Genomic DNA, 18,553 nt, shown 5'->3' on the forward strand with positions numbered 1-18,553 from the left:
CTCTACATACAGTAATTTCCTAAATTTTATCATTAAATTAGATGGAATTTTATAGAAGAAGTTTTTTATTTATAAGTAGATAGTATAAGCTAATGTTATTAGATTTAATATTCATTGGATTATTGCTGATTGTGTTTCATTTTGTCGAGCCAGTATATTATTTCAAGTATGTTTCTGGTAAGAGGTTAGATATTAGCCGTACTCTAGCTGATCCTCCTCATGTGAGTATAATTGTTCCAACATATAATGAAGGAGATAAAATAGTTGATAAAATAAAAAATATTCTGGAATCATACCCTAAAGATTATATGGAAATTTTAGTAGTTGATGCTAGTAATGATAATACTGTTGATATAGTAAAATCTTTGAATATTCCACAATTGAGGATTATTAAGGAAGAGAAGAGAAGAGGTAAAATATTTGCTGTAAAGGAGGGAATTAAGATGTCTAAATATAATATTGTAATTATTACTGATGCGGATGCTTTTTGGAAAAGTAATCTTTTTAACGCTGTTAAGTATCTTACAGGAAGTGTTGGAGCTGTAAGTTGTATAAAGACTGCTAATAATGATCTAGAAAATGCTTATAGGAGTTTTTACAATTTAATAAGATTAGGTGAATCTGCAATTTTTTCTTCTCCAATATTTCATGGAGAAATGACTGCGTTCAGGAAGGATGTTTTGAATGAAAATGAGATACCTAATGTTGGAGCTGATGATAGTACTATAGCTACTTTGGTTTCGTTGAAGGGATATAGAGCAATCTGTGTAGATAATATGTTAGCTTATGAATTAGCTCCAAAGGATCTTAAAGATTATATTAGCTGGAAAATGAGGAGAGGATCTCATCTGATACGTCTTTTCTTAAGGTTTATTAGACCTGTTATGAGGTCTAATAATAAGAAATTTAAAGAGGTATTTTTGGAGGAGTTTTATCTTCACTTAATAAATCCTTGGATTTTAGTGCTAGGAATTGTACTGTTATTCTTAGGTAACTTCATTTTAGCTTTAGGGTTAATAGGGTTAGCTTTAATTGCTTATTTAGTTTCTAAAAGAGTTAGAAATTATATTAGAGCTTGGATTCCTAACCAGTTCTTTCTGATTCTAGCCCAAATTTTCTCTTTAAAGGGTGAGGTTTTAGCATGGAAGAAGGAGAAGAAATAGTTCATGTAACTCATTCGTTTTATCCTGTAGTTGGAGGTATAGAAAAGGCAATATATGAGACTGCTAGGAGACAAGCTAGGAAGTATAAAGTTACAGTTATAACGTCATCATATGTTCCTGAGTATAATTTTGATAATATTAATGTTATTAGGGTTAAGAGTTTAAGGTTTTTAAACATGCCAGATCTTACTATTCCTCTTCAGAGAATTAACTTATATGGTAGGAATGCTATATTTCATTTTCATTCCCAAAATTCATTATTTTCCTATTCATTATTAAAAAAGGCCAATAATGTTTTTACTCTAATGGCGATAGACTCGTTGAAGAGTCATCCTAATTTTCTAATTAGATTTTTCTCGCCATTATATTCTAGTATTACTATGAAAAAAGTCCTTAAATTATCGAATAAACTTATTGTGAAAAATAAAAGAGATTTTAATTTACTTAAGGAAAAATATGGAAGAGAAGCTTATTTAGTACCTGATGGAATTGATGATTTGTTTTTTACTCAGCCTAAGGATTATTCTTTTAAAGATAAAATAGGAAGTGATTACGTCTTATACATAGGTAGACTTCATCCATTAAAGGGTGTAGATTTACTAATTAAGGCATCAAAATATATAAATGCTAAAATAGTTTTTATAGGTCCAGGCAATATAGAATATTATATGAAATTTTCAAAAGCTCAACATGTGGAAGAGAAGTGTGTTTTTCTAAATTTTGTAGATGATAAGACTAAAATTTCTGCTATAGACTCAGCTGAAGCTGTAGTAATACCTAGCTTATCTGACTATGTTGAAGCATTTTCAATAGTTTTGAGTGAAGCCTGGAGCAGAGAAAAACCGGTAATTGCTAGTAATGTTGGTAGTTTGAAATATAGGATAAAGAATAATGAAAATGGTATACTTGTGGAACCAAATGAGAGAGAATTAGCAAATGCAATAAATTACATTATAGAAAATAAAGAAGTAGGACGGAAATTAGGAGTAAAAGGTAGAGAAAATATAAATAGTTGGGATGAAGTAGTTCAAATGCTAGAAAAAATATACTGGGGTTAGCAATGAATAATGTATTATGGATTTATATAATTTCAATAGGTATGGCTTTATTGATTGTTAATTCCTTTATTATAAATTATCCTCCTTTTACTATATTTTCAATAGGTATGATATTAAGTGGAATTGCGACATTTGCTGTAACACTTAGTTCTAAGGAAGAAAAAGATCGTAATATAGAACCTGCTATTGAGTCTCTTTTTAATAACTTAGAATTAATATTATCGTATTATAATAAACCAAATTATTACAAAGTTTTTATACCATCGGAATACGGAGAGAATGGTATGTTGCTTTTGGAGAAATATCCGATAAAAATAGAGAAAATACAAAAGAATCTAATCAACACTATTGACGGTTCTATTGCAATTTTTCTTGAAACTCCTGGATCAATAATAGTAAAAACTATGAAAAATAGCGGAATACATTTTACTGAAGATCTTGAATTTCTAATGAAGAAAGGAATGGTAGAACTGTATAAGTTTGCAGACGATGTTAAAGTACAATATGAAAGCAAAGATAAGGTAAAATTAACACTTTTTAATCCTGATCCAAGAAAAAAATATATGTTATTGGGATTTATACAATCTACTATAAGTGCTGCAATATTAGCGGAAAAGGAATCCAAGATTGTTTACGTAGAAAAACAAGAAAGAAATAAGAATACAATAGATATTCATCTTTCATTACTAGAATAATTTTGGAAATTCATATATTATTTTTCATTCTTTATATAGTACCTAACTACGATAATTAGAAATATAATTTTTTATAGTATATAAAACCCTAATTTTGAAAATAATGACAATTATTTTAAAATGAGAACTAATCAAACTTTTTGAAGTGGTTTATCATTCATTAATTTAGATAAGCAAAAACTTTTATTATGTTTTAACAAATTGGTACTTATGTATAGTAATCAAATTTTAGGTATAACAGCAATTGCTATTTCTACATTTATATTTGGTTTATTCTCATACATGGTATACCATAGTTCTATATTATTTGATTTAAAGGTATTTCTAATTTCGTTTTTTATAGTATTAGGATTCATAATTGATATATTGGGATACTATTTATTTAAATTACCTAAATCTATGAAATTAGAGGAAATAGAAAAAGAAATAGAGTTGAGACTAAAAAATAGGCAAGATACAAGGATACAATAATCAGTTAATACCAAAGAAAATACGATTATTTAAGTCATTAAAAATAACAATTAGATAATAAAATTTACTTACTATAGATTTTCTTGACCAATTTTCCATAAAAGTTTAATAGACAGATTCATTATTATTAGAATATGAAGGGACTTATACTAAGTGGAGGATTAGGAACTAGACTAAGACCTTTAACTTATACAGGTAACAAGCATACAATAAGCATAGCTAACAAACCAATGGTGCTGTACGCACTCGAAGACTTACTGGAAGCAGGAATAACAGATATAGGAGTAATTTTAGGTCCAATGAAAGAAGGAATAATTAACATTATATCAGACGGATCAAAATACGGAGCAAAAATAACTTATATACAACAAGAAGAACCATTAGGATTAGCCCACGCAGTAAAAACCGCTAGAGAATACTTACAAGACGAAGAATTCACAATGCACCTAGGAGACAATCTACTCCAAGATGGAATAACAGAATTCACTAAAAAATACTATGAAACTAACGCAGACGCAGTTATTGGCGTTACAGAAGTTAAAGACCCAAGACAATACGGAGTAGTAGTACTAGAAGGAGACAAAGTAAAAAGGCTAATAGAAAAACCTAAAGAACCTCCATCCAATCTAGCGTTGGTAGGAATTTACGTATTCTCGCCAGAAATACACAAATACATAGAAAAACTCAAACCAAGTTGGAGAGGAGAATACGAAATAACAGATGCAATACAACTAATGATAAACGACGGGAAAAAAGTGGAAGCGATAAAAGTAAAAGGATGGTGGAAAGATACGGGCAAACCAGAGGACTTAATAGAAGCAAACCAATTAATCTTAGATAAAATTACAACAGAAATAAAAGGCCAGATTAACGAAAAAGCCAAAATAGAAGGAAGAGTAAAAATAGGAGAAAACACCATAATAGGAGAAAATGTAAGAATAAGAGGGCCTGCAATAATAGGCAAAAACTGCATAATAGGACCAAACGTATATATAGGACCATACACATCAATAGACGATGATTCATCTATAAAAAATATAGAAATTGAGAATTCAATAGTTATGAAAGGAGTGAGAATAGATGGAATGCCATACAGAATAAGTGATAGCATAATAGGAAACGAAGCCACAATATCGTCCTTTACTACATTACCTAAAAATATAAAACTAATAATAGGAGATAGATCACAAATCTACTTCTAACAATAACTAACTAAATAAATCTAAAAAATATAAATATTATCTAATAAGTAAAATAAGCTTAGCTATAAATTCCATAAAATTGAAAGAGGATATTCATATAATGACTTTTATTTAGTATTTTAGTAAATTATTCAATCTAATATAAGATCCATACATAGATAAATCTCCACTAGATGAAGCTTATATACTATTAATTACGAGATTAACTATTCAGTAGTTTATCAATTAATATATGATATAGCATATTTTTATGCTTGATTTTATCACCTTAGAAGTTAATTAGAATTAAATTACTTTACATTTATCTTTATTACATGATCTCTGGCATAATACCATTTCAGAATTATAAGTAGTTAAATTCTTCTTTCGAGAATTATAATGTAAGTAACATAATACCAAATATTATTTACAGGAAATACTATAATTGTTAGGCAGTGTTTTATATAGACCAGTACCGACTATAATCTAGATTTGTAATCTATTTAATAATTTGCTTAACAGTTTTTATGAATTGTTTTATTAAAAGCTTAATAAAAGAAATATTTAATTTAATAGATCTGTAATTTTGGAAAGTTTAAGACACGTCTATAATTTACTTTGATAAGCTACTACTGATTAATTATCTGACTTTAAGTTTCTTTACATCAAGAATCAAAATTATCTGAAACAATTTAATATATAAATCTGAAAATTTTACAGTTGCAAATATTTAGTATACGACATAATCTGCTACTAAATAAATACGAATCTTTAGAGCTAGTTTCTCAAATTCAACGAAAAAAGAGAATAAACAAACTGAAAGCCTATATAATTAACGCATTAATAAGAACTAACCTAAACAGTAAGAAACTACGTAAGAACAAAAAATTAGCATAACAAATACATCTGTACAAACAACGGCAAAAACAAAAAATAGATCTCCTAAGATTAATTTTATAATATAAAATATTCAACAAAATTCAGATAATAATTATTTTTATATGATCAAGTTATATCCAATAATTTTTTTCATATTCTAATCTGAATAACATTCAGTATAATATCTTATAGCTCTACCTTTATATAAATATATTTTTCTTTTAATCGTGATTTCTTCATAATATTTTATGAGAATACAGCATTATATTGAATAATATCTTAAAAGAATCTTTGGAATTTATCTCTTTACATTAATAATCATTATTCATATAATAACTTTTCATATTATTTTAATTCATGTAATAGAGTACGTTATTTTAGAAATAGTCCAATATATTATTAGTTAGATAGTTGTAAACTAATTCATTTTATTAGAAGTTCTATTAGATTATCTGAATTTTTATATTAATTATACCATTTGTATACTGCATATAAATTGCATTAAATTATAAAATTTATAATTATTGGTAGCATCTACTACATTAAAAGATTCATCTATCAAAATTTTTCTACTTCCATCCAATTGAAATAGAGACATTAAATTATTGGAAATTAAAATGTTTTTATTTTCAACCATCAATCCATTAGGATTCTCTTTGTATTTTATTTTTAGTTTATCTAAAAGTTCTTTTACATATTGTAAGACAGTATTTCTTTTTGCTTTTATTTTGGCTAATAATACATTGTAATAGAATTCGTTTATATAGTAGTCTTGTACAACAGAAAATTCGCGTATAGGTAAATTATCAGTATATGAGACAAAATAAACATTCATATTATTAAATTTCCAAATTAAGTAATCATCTAATAAATATTGATTTGTGACTATAAGTTTAAAATTTACTTTAGACAAATCGATTTCGGGTAATACACTAACTTTAAAAAACATATCGAAACTCTGTTTTACACGCCTACGCAATAGTGATTTGGCTGATCTATTTTTCCTAATACTAGATTTTGAAATAAATCTGACAGGTAATATATTAATCCATGCTGCTTCTGTTTTAAAACTTATTAAAGCCCAATCTATTTTTTTATCTGAATATTCGATATTGATATCGTTAGCTATAATTTTAGGATCTACATATTTTTTAAAAGACTTTATAATATTAAAGTTTTTCATTCGCTTTAATTTATAGTGAACTGTAGACTCGTCCCATTTTAAACTTTCGGCTAGTTTTCGTTCTGAAATAAAGCCTTCCTTTAATAACTTATATAATAATAGATTATTATCGTACCTTACCATATTAGAAGTTCTTTGCATAATATATATTACTGCTGAAGCGATATATTAATCTTTGTTAGATACATTTATACACGATTAACCATTCTCCTTATATAACTTGGGAGTTCAAAATATATAAAAACAAGAGAGAAATGTTATTTTAATAACTCATATGTACTAATAATATTAATCAAATATTTTATATTTAAAGCAAAAATGTTAAATTATTTTATCATATGATAATAAGGCTCACTACTATAGTTAATAAGCTTTTACCCATTTTTTCATATTACATGAAAAATAACAAGTTATTTCATTATGAAATAAAAGTACTATTATAATTTTTCTCGAAATAATCACGTTGATATTTTCTTGGTTCTTTATTCTCTTATGATATATTTTATGCTTTGCATATTAAACTTTCATGTATATCTCAAAAGTTTAATATAAAAATGTTGGGTTGAGACTCTTATAAAATGTTAAATTTTAGGATATGTAAAGCCTTAGAATAATTAAACTAAAGTAGTCAACAGTGATAATAGACTAAACAAATTATAAAATAATTAATTAAATTGTATAGTTTCATAGGTTTCTTATCAACAGCTAATATTTTGCATTTCTTATTAAGGCTCAATTTTTTAAAAGGTAAATGTAAAAGTATATTACTTGGGTTAGCTGTAATAGACTAAATAAATCATTATTGATATTTTTTAGCTATAATTAAAAATGTTGCCACCAAAACTTATTTGTTCAACATTTTCTTAAGATATCTACCGCCAAAACGAAGCTATTAATTATTAGAGGCGGAAGTAAAAATAGCTACAAGATTATCAAATCATTACAAGCTTTTAGTAAACATTATTAAACCTTAAAATTTAGTTAAAAGTATATACCTAGTTTCTAGATGATAAGTAAACATAAATAGAGTTAGGAAATTTAATTGAAGAAAATATATACTTTTAGTTTGTAGAGCATCTGAAAAATTGAGGCTGTTCTCTCAAACAGAACAATCCGTAGAACTAGCGTAAAGTATTCAAATGGTACACACGCTAATATACTTTAGGAAGAATTCCAGATTGTATACACTACATCAACTATTGAAATATTCTTTGTAACAGCCTTAATATACTTTTAAAAACTAATGAGAGAACTTAATATAAATATGTAAAATTTTTGACAAAAAGATTTATTACTGAACCTTTCTATTGATGTAGCGTCTGAATAGTTTACGCTGATTCTAAGAATGGTTCTGATTTAGAGAAAAGCCTCAGTTTCCAGATACTCCACAAACTAGAACGTTTCCCAAAAGTTTATATATTATATATTACACATTTACGATAATGAAAATAAAGAAAGCTATTTACTTTTATAAATTTAAAATTTTAGCTTTAATGTTTCTAATCTTAGCGTTACCAACTTATATCGTCCTTCCGGCATTTTCACAACAATCTAACACAAACTTTCCAGCATTTTCAGAACAATCTAACACAAATCAAAGCTTTATTACCTTCACTGATAATTTTACCCAAGACAATAACCTCAACACTACCATGTGGAGTGACTCTGGCCCTCTTTATGAAGCTCTGTTAGCATCATTGTCCTCTCCTCCAAATACCGTCATTTCCCCTACCCTTAGCTTCAATAGTTCTGGCATGCTTATAAGCGGTCCTAATGCCACATATACTGCTACAGGACTCTTATTGAATTATAAACTTAACTTGCCCTTATCCTTAATATTTTCCGGGGAAGGAATCTCAGGTCCTGTTCAGCCCATGACGCTGGTAATCGCGAATGCAAATCTCACCAATTTTCTGAGAATAACGCTAGAGCCTAATTCCACTAACGGTCCTTATTATGGCGTCTGGGTAAGCCATACTGGATGTGAATTTAGTCATATCGGTTATAACATCTATCCAACTCCCTGCTTTGATGTTATATACACATATAAAGTTTACATTAATTCGACAGGCTATGCAACAGTAGAACTCTACCAGTCAGGATTACTTGTAAGTAATGTCTCAGGAATTTATGTAGGCACTCAAGGTCCATTTTACGTAGTTCTCGCCGATTTAATTGGATTGCCTTACGCCCAAATATCTGATGAAATAGGCCTTTGGACATATTTTTCTGCTACAGAAGGTTATATACCAGTAGCGCCTCCATCGTACTATAATTTAACATTTACTGAGTCTGGTTTACCTCAAGGGACACCATGGTCAGTTACACTAAATGGTACAACTAAGTCTTCTACATCAAATGAAATTACTTTCACAGTTAAACAAGGTACGTATAATTATATGGTTACTCCTCCTTCTGGCTACAATGCTAATCCATCATCTGGTATTATTACATTAACGTCAAATACTACAATATTGATTAACTTTTTGTCTACTTCGTCCACACTTCGTGCAGTTACTTTCATAGAAACGGGCTTACCTCAAGGGACTAAGTGGAATGTAACCATAAATGACAATACTTTCTCAACATCTAATAACGAGATTAAAATATGTCTATCATCTGGTAGTTATAGTTATTATGTCAGTGATGTTGCTATTAATGCTCAGTCTTCAGTTTCTTTATCAAACTTGGTACCCTCTTTATGCTACATACCATCTCCTCAGCAGGGAACGTTTTACTTCAATGGCAGTACTAATAAGATGATCTATATACAATTTTTCAATGGTATGAATGTTAATTTCCAAATAGTAGTTCGAGGAAACTATGGACAACAGTACATTGGGTCCTTAGCGTGTATATATGGAACTAATCCAGTTGAGCTAGAGGTAAATGCGTTTTATTATGATACTTCCTCTGGTTCCACTATACCACTCAATTCAGTAGTGGTCAAACTTTCATCATACAACGGGAATGCTAAGTTATTATATGGTACAGTTTTAACTAATTTTCAAGGAATAGGATACGATAATTTATCATCAATATTGCCCAGATATAATAACCCAATAATAGTACCAGTATTGGTTTCTTTGGGCTCATTAACTAAGGAGGTTACAATAGTCTTCGAATCGTATGAAAATCAAGTGAAAACGTTTTCTCTATGCGTTTACAACGATAGCCAATATTATAATCTAATATTCTTTGTAAATGGTTCATCCTTCTTATCTCTACAAAATAATGCTCCATTATATATTAGTAAATTTGCTGGAATATGTTCGCCGCAGACTGGAGAATTCAACTATCCAATATATTACGTTTTAATATATCCTAAAGGATATACAGTTCCAGTTAATATATTTCCAAATGATTATACTAATATGAATCCTAATGTAATTCTTTTAGTAAATGCTATAATTTGGGAGGCGGAATATGCAAACCTGGAATATTTAACAGAATTGTGGGGATTAAGTTCACCCAATTATAACCTTGCCTTGAACGATTACAACAATAACTGGGAGCAAAAAATATTCATATATACCACTTATGGGGAAAATTATGCTTCGATTATTCTCCCAATAGTTCAATCTATAACAGGCTTGTCAAATCTGCAAAAAGATCTCATTTGTTTGATAGATGTGGTATCTGAGGGATCAGAATCTTTATCTATTAAATATGGAGTAATGGTCTCGCATGATATGATATCAATATTGAAGGCATTTGGAGTTATAAAAACCCCTCAATATAATCCATTGTGTTTTCTTCAAAACTTTTATAAATTAAATCCATCACAACAATACCAATTACTTAGTCAGCTAATGAGTTATGCCTATAATATAAAAAGCCCTAACGAGAATGTGATAAATCTTGGAATAACAATCCTAGAGAAAATGGCAGAGGAATTTGTATTAGAAGTAGGAGTGCCAACTATTATTGGAGGTTTGTCTGCCACAATAGCAGAAACAATTTACGCGAGTGATCTAGTTGACGCTTCATTAATAACAATATTTGGTCAATCGTTAGAAAACGAGCTTCTTGCCGGTACTTTTTTAGAAGCCTTTTCTGATGCGTTAGATCCATTCATTTCAGTAACAATACTTCTAATTGTAGGTTCAGTGTTAATTCAACAGATCGCATTGCCAGCTGCTAATTTGATGATTTCGGATAACAAACTTGAGAATTTCATGTTAAAATATGCCTATCCGATTGAATTCTTTACCCTATCAAATATGAAATTAAATGGATATATAGCCAATTTAACTGATGGTATATTATTATATCAAAATACAATGTTTTTAAAGTCATTATGGGGGATGTGGTATTTCGTTACCTCTAAATTATATAATGGATCAATTTTGAATCCGCAACAACAAGCAGAAGCACCGGAACTTTTTACGGATGGACAAAATTGTGTGTCAACTTTTTATCAGATGTATTCAACCTATACAAATTCTCTTCCATCTATTGTGACAAATATCCTATCTGGCAATGATCCGCCACCCATTAACATGAGTGCATTACTAAGTGGTAACAAAACTGTTATTGAGCCTCCCTTATATAACTTCCCTGTAAGAAACGTGGTTGGAATAGCTACTATTGGCAATAATACATGTACTAAAGTATTTTACGGAAAATATTACATTATTGCAAATGAAACCGGAATTTACGGCAACTATCCATACGCAGTTTTAAATAAGTTAGGAAATATTACCGAAATAGTTCTTTTTAATACTTCAGAAGGAAATTTGGTGATATATTCTAATGCTAAAGTAAATCTTATTCCCTACTCATTTATATTTAATAATGAGTCCATTAACGCGTTTAGAAGTGAGGAAGTTGAGAACAATTCACTGATAATGTTAAATGTGGTAAAAATAGGAAACAATTCACTAATAAATGAAGGAAATTCAACTTTAACATTTGAGTTGAGCGAACCTTCACTCTTAGAAATCAATGGAACTATAATTCATCCACCATATAATAACATAACCATATTAGCACCAGCAGGGAAATATCAATACGAGATAATTAACAATAATACGTTAAGGCAAGGTAGTGTATATCTAGCTAGCGGTACTCACATAGTCATAGGTTCTCACATAGCCATAACGTCATCTCAAGCTAATTTAGAAAGAATTCCCTTATCTCCGTGGCTCATAATAGGTCTAATAGTATTTGCGATAATTCTGATCATCATAGTGATTGCGATATTAAGAAGAAACGTGTAGACAAAAGAGAAAAGTAGAAATTTTTTTCTCCTTCTTATTTTAGTTGTCTGCCACAAATAATAATGCTGAACTTCTAGTTTAGAGAGAATTTTTCGGTAGAAAGGTTATCTGTGTAGGATCCGTGATAAATTATAGTTAACTACTAAGCGGGAGCTGTTGCAACGTTCAGTGATAAGTCTTTTGGTTAAAAATTTTGCATACTTATATAAGTCCAGTCATGAAAATTAGTATGTAATACGCAAAAAATTAGTTGTTTAGCTAGTTTTTATCGTGATACTAAGGCTGTTACTAGGAGTGTCAGTATAGTTGATTATAGTTTAAGTTTGCTTGTTGTTACGAAATGTAAGCGATTTTCTAATGTTGTTATTCCTTTTAATCAAGTGTGGGTGAGAAATATTAGCAAAATTAGAGAAAATTTAATTTAGTTCGTATTATATACTAATTTTCATGACTGCAATCCAACATCCCTTGCTATCATGAAATTACGCATTCTCACCACTCATAGTGTGTGTACAATTTGAATGCTTTACGCTAATTCTTCAAATGGTTCTGATTGAGAGAATAACTTCAATTTTAAGATACTCTACAAACTAAAGTAGATATATATGTAAAATATTCTTGGTTTTATACCAGGTATTAAGAGTCTAGCTCTAGTCTAGAAATTTTATTATAATAAGAAATGGTTCGAAATTAGCAAAAATGAAGTAATTATAGCCTATATGATAAATAGAAATTGTCCGAATATTGAACTTTATCAGTCTTATTGACATTAATCTATGCAATATATGTTTATAGTTAATAAAGATATTGTCATATCTATTCTGTTTTAATATAAAGAGTTTAAAAGTTAGAACTAATTATAAATTGTTTTCTATAAATACTATCCTTGTATGTTTTAGATTTTAGTTCTATTTATAGTAGTATATAGTTCGAACAATTTACTATCTATGTTTATCTCTAGTACAAAATAATGAATTGTTAATAGGGTGGTGAGGTTTTTTAGTCGCATTTTATCATGAGTTATTTACTTTGGGGGTTTCCATTTTATTCCGTATTCACCCATAGGAGGATTAAATAATTCCAAGATTAGAGTATTTTCTTCATTATGGAATCTATAGTTAACTCCTTTAATCAGATTAAAAGCTAATCTATCAGATCCTTCTTCTGAAGGAATTCGCATAGTTTGGAATGCATTTGCATATGAAGGTATCCAAGGTAAATTTATCTTAATTCTTACATAATGGGTAGGAAAAACTACTGCTACTCCTTCATAACTATAATCTATTCCATACTTCTTTTCTATATCTGAAATTGTAAGACCGAAATATTCCTTTTCCCATGTAGAATACCTGTATTTTGCGAATTGTCCAACTTTTAATGGAGGAGTAAAATTGATATAAAATTTTATCAACTTTCCTTCTTGTAACTTTTTGCATGATCCTTTTACTTTACCTAATGTAAGAGGATCAAATATTTTTGGATTAGAACATCTTACTACTTTAGATGAATATGGATAATCGATTTTATGAATAGTGTGTTCTATTTTATCTGTCTGATCTATTGGAGTTATTTCCTTTACAGTTTTAAATGATCTGTCGCCCTTTTCTGATACAGAAATAGAAGTAAAAGATGATAAAAGTAAAATATTCTTTTGAGAATCTAAATTAGTATTAAGAATTAATTTATCTCCCTCAATTTTAATTATATTAGTAGATTCTAAAACGTTCTTTATAATTGGAATTATCTCGTCTTTCTTAGCTTTTAAATTTGTAAGTTCATCAATATCAATTTCTCCTTTTTCTTTAAGCTTAAATAGTACATTACCAATAATCTTTCTATACAGTGGAGTTATCTTTTCCATAAATTAATTTATTTAAATAGTTATAAATAAGAATATATCATAAGATTTTCCGATTACATCTCGAAATTTAATATATTGCTGAAATATCTTTTAATTTTTAGACTTTATGAAATCAATTTACATTACAAACTCCCAGAATTTATTATATATTTTACTGTTCACATTTTGATTAAAGCAAGCATTTTACCTAACTTCACTAGACCGATATTAGATATGCTTCAGATAAAAACATGCTATTATATACATAAATATATTTTATAAATTATTGTAAGTATTTTAGAAATATAAGTCTCCTTAGGAAATATATTAAATTAAAAATATAACTATTCACTTTATATAGTTAAAAACCATAATATATATATGTCATTTCCTCCAAATTCTTCAAATCCACAATCTGATGTAGTAAGTAATTTAGAGAAAATAAGATCGGGATTACTTTTTATTATAATATCATTATTATTAGGGGTTATAGCAGAAATAACTTCATTTACTCCTCTTGCAATTATAGGTTTAATAATAGATATATTGGCGTTAATTTTTATTATTATTGCAATAGTTAGAATTCGTGGAGGTTTTACTCAGCTTAGAAAATATGGATCAAACTTAGGAATTGGGGTTACTGGAGCAACATTATTATTAATTGGTTATATTTTGATACTTACAATAATACTTACAATAGTTGGAGTAATACTTGCAATAGTTGGAGAGATAATGTTAGGAATAGGTTTCTATAGATTAGGAAAAGATTATAATAATTCTACCGTCTCAACTGGTGGAATAATTATGGCAATACCATTCATCTCATTTATAGGAGCAATAATATGTTATTTTGGCTTTGGATCTCTTATTACAAATGCTTCAACAACGCCTTTTCCACAGCAACCAAATTATCCTGCTTCACCTTTTCCACAGCAACCGGGTTATCCTTCACCGTCGATGCAACAAATATATCAAGTAGGAATAGGAAGTATTGATAGTAATGGTTATGCATATGTTACTTTAAATTCACAGACTTATGCTACTGTAGTTTCAGCATTATTAGAAGGAAGTAATATTCCTACTACTCAAATAGAACCTTTAAGCATTACGCCAGGTACAAATAACTTAAGAATTTATTTTGGTCCACAAAATTTTGTAGAAGGACAAACATATCCAATAAGGATAACTTTTAATATAGCTGGAATGATGCAAGATATTCTAGTATCGGCAGTATATCGTCAGCAAATGTAAATGATCCTGCAGTACAGAAAGACTTAACTAAAGGAATTGGTGGTAAATCTTTTACTCAATTAAGCATTGTTACTTAATATAATAAAGTCAGATTGAGAAGAAAAGAAGTAATGTTCTTTTTTAATATAATACTTAATTACTATAATTTTTTAATAAATTTCAATTATATTTGAGAATTATACATAATTTACATGTTTTATAACTGACTTGGAATAAACATTGACTATTTATGCAGTATTTATATGTTTAATTTTATGTTTACCTATATAAGGAATAGATAAAAAGTTCTTCTATACTGAGGATCTTAAATTATTTGGTTTAAATTATTTTATCTATGTTAGTTTTATACCATATAGTATTGATATCTAAAGATATCTATCTGAAAAGTATTCAATAATTTATATAAAAAAATCACTAGTGTATAGACAATTTACTAAATAAATAATCTAAATCTCAGAAGAACTTAGATTATATTAAAACTATTTTTAATTTTTATATTTTTAACTAAACTATATATATTCTCGTTTTATTTTAAAAAGTTATTCCCAACTTTACATTGTAAATAAGTTTATCTAATAAGCTTAAATTAATTAACTTGATCACAAAATGAAATCAGGAAAGAAGGTAATTTTGTTAATAGCACTAAGTTTAATAATAATTGGTATAGGATCGTCTGCGTTTTTATTTTCGCAGACTAGTATGAATCAGAAGACTGAGAACGCTATTCAACAACAAGCTCAACAATCATGGTTACCTGCATCTCAAGTAAAACCTGGAGTATGGACTAAAATTACTAATCAAGATTTTGCACCTGCAAATAAGACAGAAGTATTCCTAGATGGATGGATAGGATGCCATGTAGCTGCTATGGACTCATGGCTAATCTATTATGTATTATCTCATTATGGAATTAATTTTACGTATGAATATCACACTTCGGATCCTTACAGAACTCCTCCTAATGTACCAGGTTTAATATTTGAAAGTTATAAGGCTCCTAAAAACTCTCCTATTATGTTTGATTGGTTATATATGTATAATGAGTATTTAAATGAAACTACATTACCTACTCCACAACCAATGAATTACACTATAAGTCCTACAATAGCGACTTATGATGGTTTATTAGAATTAAAAGAATTTGCTCCTCAATGGGTATATAATATAGCAGTCACATATAATGTACCTATAGTAGGCCAATTTAAATCACCACCACATGTAGTAACAATGCTAATAGTTACTGGTCCTAATGGAACATGGCTATTATTAGGCCCATCATATCCACCTTCAGCTATAGCTACTTTAACGCCAGAACAAGTAATGGAAGACCTACTGACGCAAAGTAATCCACAACTAATGAATGCAATTAATCAATTCTGGCAAGTACTTAATGAATCAATGGGAAAACCTACACAAGTTAGCACAGTGACACAAGAATCTGAAGAGTTTATAACTTACTTACATGGTTTTGGCTTCACTACTTACTACTATCCGGGTAATCAATCTTCAACTTTTGGACCATCAGAATGGTTAATGTATGCTAATTCACCTAATAGAAATCCAATATTTTCTGGAAATTTAAACGCAAACTGGGTATATAAACAAGCAAATGCTTTTCAGTATGGGAATATAACAGCTTGGGAAGAAGATAATCAGTTATTAGGTTCAGAGTTTGGATCAGGCTATGAGCAAGCAGCTGGAGATGCAGTAGGTCCATCATTCGCTAATGGAGTAGTTTATGTAGGCTCAGATAGTGGACAATTATATGCAATTAATGCTCAAACTGGTGAGACAATATGGGAATTAACAACGCCAGCAGCAGTTATAATGTCAGAACCAGTAGTATATGACGGCATGGTATACGTAGGATTAGGTCCAGCTACTTTTACTTACGAACAAGGAAAATTAAATGCATATGGTGGAGGACATAGAGGATTGTATACTGGATTAACAGGAATGTTAGCAGTTAATGCTACTGACGGCGTTCCAGAATGGTTATTCTTAACTAAATCTGAAGTGATGCCTACTGCAGTAGCATATAATGGAATGATAATGTTTGATGATGGTGATGGAAATGTATATGCAGTAAATGCTAATTCTGGAAAATTAATATGGAACTATTCATATGATGGGAGTGCTAATATGGCTAGTTTAGACCTATATCAGGGAAATGGATATGCATTATTAATAACAGCGTTTTCTCCAGGATATCCAGTAAATATGTCAGCTATAGTAGCTCTCTATGTAAATAATGGAAGCCCAGCTTATATATTAAAAGTTCCATTTGCATATGGATCTTCAGTAGGAGATGCAGTACCAGCAGTTTATGGTGAATATTTAGTAGATAGTTTTATGGGATACCCAGTATATCATGGAGTATATTTAAATCAAATTGATGTTAGACAAGTTTTACTCGTAGCTAATGTAACTAATGGCAAAATAATATATGTAGAAAACATAACTGGTTACGGACATCCAGGAGATGATAATAATGGATTTAGTCCACTAGTATATGGTGGCGTAATTTACGTCCCATCTCACATTAATAGAACAGTAGCAGCATATAATTTAACAAACGGAAAATTAATATGGATATCACCAAAAATGAATCATGCATCATTAGCAGATCAGCCAGTATATTATAAAGACTATATAATAGTACCAGATTTTGACCATATTACAGTGCTTAATGCAAGTAATGGAGATTTAGTTAACAAATATTATGTTGGAGTTGACTTAGGAAAGGATCAGCCATTAATAATAGGAAATACATTAATAGACTCATCGATATTTGGATATGTCATAGCGATACCTATCAGTGAAATACTTTCTTAATCATAAATATATTCTAGTTTTTTTTTAAGGTTTAGAAAGTTAAAAGATTAATAATTTTTATCGATGAAACTCTAAGAAAGAAGACCTTTATCCCTTTTTAAGTTTATAAAATCTATCTCTCTAATTATAGGATCTACAATTTTATATTCCTCATCCTCCTTCTCAATGAAGTTATAATTTATTAAGCTTTGAAGAGCTGAATATAATTCCTTGTCATCAATCCTTCCTAACTTAATTTCAATTCCAGTTTTAATATCTTTCTATCTTTTTACAATTTTAGTAATCTCCATCAAGTGTATATATAGTTCCTTGTTCCTTTTATATGAAAGAAAATGTTCGAATTCTGAAGTCATTATCTTTTTACCTTCTTTAATACTGTTCCTTAATGCAGAATCAAAATTCATTTTCCTTACACCATAAAAATTGCCAAATAATGTTAGCCAACCAACTACACCGTCTAATTTTTCAATAACTTCTTCGTATTTGTCGAAAGTCACATTCAGTTCTTCCATCCCTCTTTTTAGAAAAATTGTAGAACTATTCTTATCAAAAGGTTTAAGTTTTAATTCTACTGGTGGTCTTCCATGGATGGGAGAGGAAGAAGAAGGATCTAACATTAATTTTACTAAACCTACATAGGATCCTGAAAATATAAAATGAATTTTAGGATTAGAAGCGTATACATTACCTAAAATGTCCAGAAACTGTTTGGAAACTGAAGATAATTCTTGTACTTCGTCTAATCCAATAATCATTTCATCAGCATTATTTAAAA

Annotated in this window: 11 protein-coding genes; 8 read left to right on the forward strand and 3 right to left on the reverse strand. The window is 29.0% G+C overall.

From position 1 onward, the window contains the following. Nucleotides 1-92: 92 nt before the first annotated feature. The 5 genes from B6F84_RS00440 to B6F84_RS00460 all read left to right on the forward strand — a co-directional run bounded on the left by B6F84_RS00440 (nucleotide 93) and on the right by B6F84_RS00460 (nucleotide 4,589). On the forward strand, nucleotides 93-1,163 hold the full coding sequence (locus B6F84_RS00440; RefSeq protein WP_148690390.1) for a glycosyltransferase: 1,071 nt from the start codon (nucleotides 93-95) through the stop codon (nucleotides 1,161-1,163). Further along, entirely contained in the window at nucleotides 1,142-2,221 is a 1,080-nt protein-coding gene (locus B6F84_RS00445) for a glycosyltransferase family 4 protein (RefSeq protein ID WP_148690391.1), read from the forward strand. The genes B6F84_RS00440 and B6F84_RS00445 overlap by 22 nt, the downstream gene beginning before the upstream one ends. A gap of 2 nt (nucleotides 2,222-2,223) precedes the next feature. Beyond that, nucleotides 2,224-2,916, forward strand: a complete 693-nt coding sequence (locus tag B6F84_RS00450; RefSeq protein ID WP_148690392.1) for a hypothetical protein — start codon at nucleotides 2,224-2,226, stop codon at nucleotides 2,914-2,916. A 210-nt stretch (nucleotides 2,917-3,126) separates the two neighbouring features. Next, on the forward strand, nucleotides 3,127-3,387 hold the full coding sequence (locus tag B6F84_RS00455) for a hypothetical protein (protein ID WP_148690393.1): 261 nt from the start codon (nucleotides 3,127-3,129) through the stop codon (nucleotides 3,385-3,387). A 134-nt stretch (nucleotides 3,388-3,521) separates the two neighbouring features. Further along, a complete protein-coding gene (locus tag B6F84_RS00460) occupies nucleotides 3,522-4,589 on the forward strand; it encodes a glucose-1-phosphate thymidylyltransferase (RefSeq protein WP_148690394.1) in 1,068 nt (355 codons plus the stop codon). Between the two features lie 1,327 nt (nucleotides 4,590-5,916). Here the strand turns inward: B6F84_RS00460 and B6F84_RS00465 are convergent. After that, nucleotides 5,917-6,771: a hypothetical protein gene (locus tag B6F84_RS00465; RefSeq protein WP_148690395.1), complete on the reverse strand. Its 855-nt coding sequence runs from the start codon at nucleotides 6,769-6,771 to the stop codon at nucleotides 5,917-5,919. A gap of 1,301 nt (nucleotides 6,772-8,072) precedes the next feature. Here B6F84_RS00465 and B6F84_RS00470 point away from each other — a divergent pair. Next, nucleotides 8,073-11,852 (forward strand): FAA hydrolase family protein, encoded by a 3,780-nt coding sequence (locus B6F84_RS00470; protein ID WP_148690396.1) that lies wholly within the window; start codon nucleotides 8,073-8,075, stop codon nucleotides 11,850-11,852. 1,024 nt (nucleotides 11,853-12,876) lie between these two features. Here the strand turns inward: B6F84_RS00470 and B6F84_RS00475 are convergent. After that, on the reverse strand, nucleotides 12,877-13,713 hold the full coding sequence (locus B6F84_RS00475) for a hypothetical protein (RefSeq protein WP_148690397.1): 837 nt from the start codon (nucleotides 13,711-13,713) through the stop codon (nucleotides 12,877-12,879). Between the two features lie 360 nt (nucleotides 13,714-14,073). On the opposite strand from B6F84_RS00475, the gene B6F84_RS00480 reads away from it, so the two are divergent. Both B6F84_RS00480 and B6F84_RS00485 read left to right on the forward strand, forming a co-directional pair. Then, nucleotides 14,074-14,943, forward strand: coding sequence for a DUF973 family protein (locus tag B6F84_RS00480; protein WP_148690398.1), 870 nt, complete (start codon nucleotides 14,074-14,076; stop codon nucleotides 14,941-14,943). Between the two features lie 606 nt (nucleotides 14,944-15,549). Then, nucleotides 15,550-17,778 (forward strand): DUF929 family protein, encoded by a 2,229-nt coding sequence (locus tag B6F84_RS00485; RefSeq protein ID WP_148690399.1) that lies wholly within the window; start codon nucleotides 15,550-15,552, stop codon nucleotides 17,776-17,778. Nucleotides 17,779-18,038: 260 nt separating this feature from the next. On the opposite strand, the gene B6F84_RS13980 is transcribed toward B6F84_RS00485, so the two are convergent. Next, nucleotides 18,039-18,533 carry an AAA family ATPase gene (locus tag B6F84_RS13980; protein ID WP_222703214.1) on the reverse strand — a complete coding sequence of 165 codons (495 nt, stop codon included), beginning with the start codon at nucleotides 18,531-18,533 and terminating at the stop codon, nucleotides 18,039-18,041. Nucleotides 18,534-18,553 lie beyond the last annotated feature (20 nt).

This window comes from Acidianus manzaensis, from assembly GCF_002116695.1.
GTDB classification, from domain to species: Archaea; Thermoproteota; Thermoprotei_A; order Sulfolobales; family Sulfolobaceae; genus Acidianus; species Acidianus manzaensis.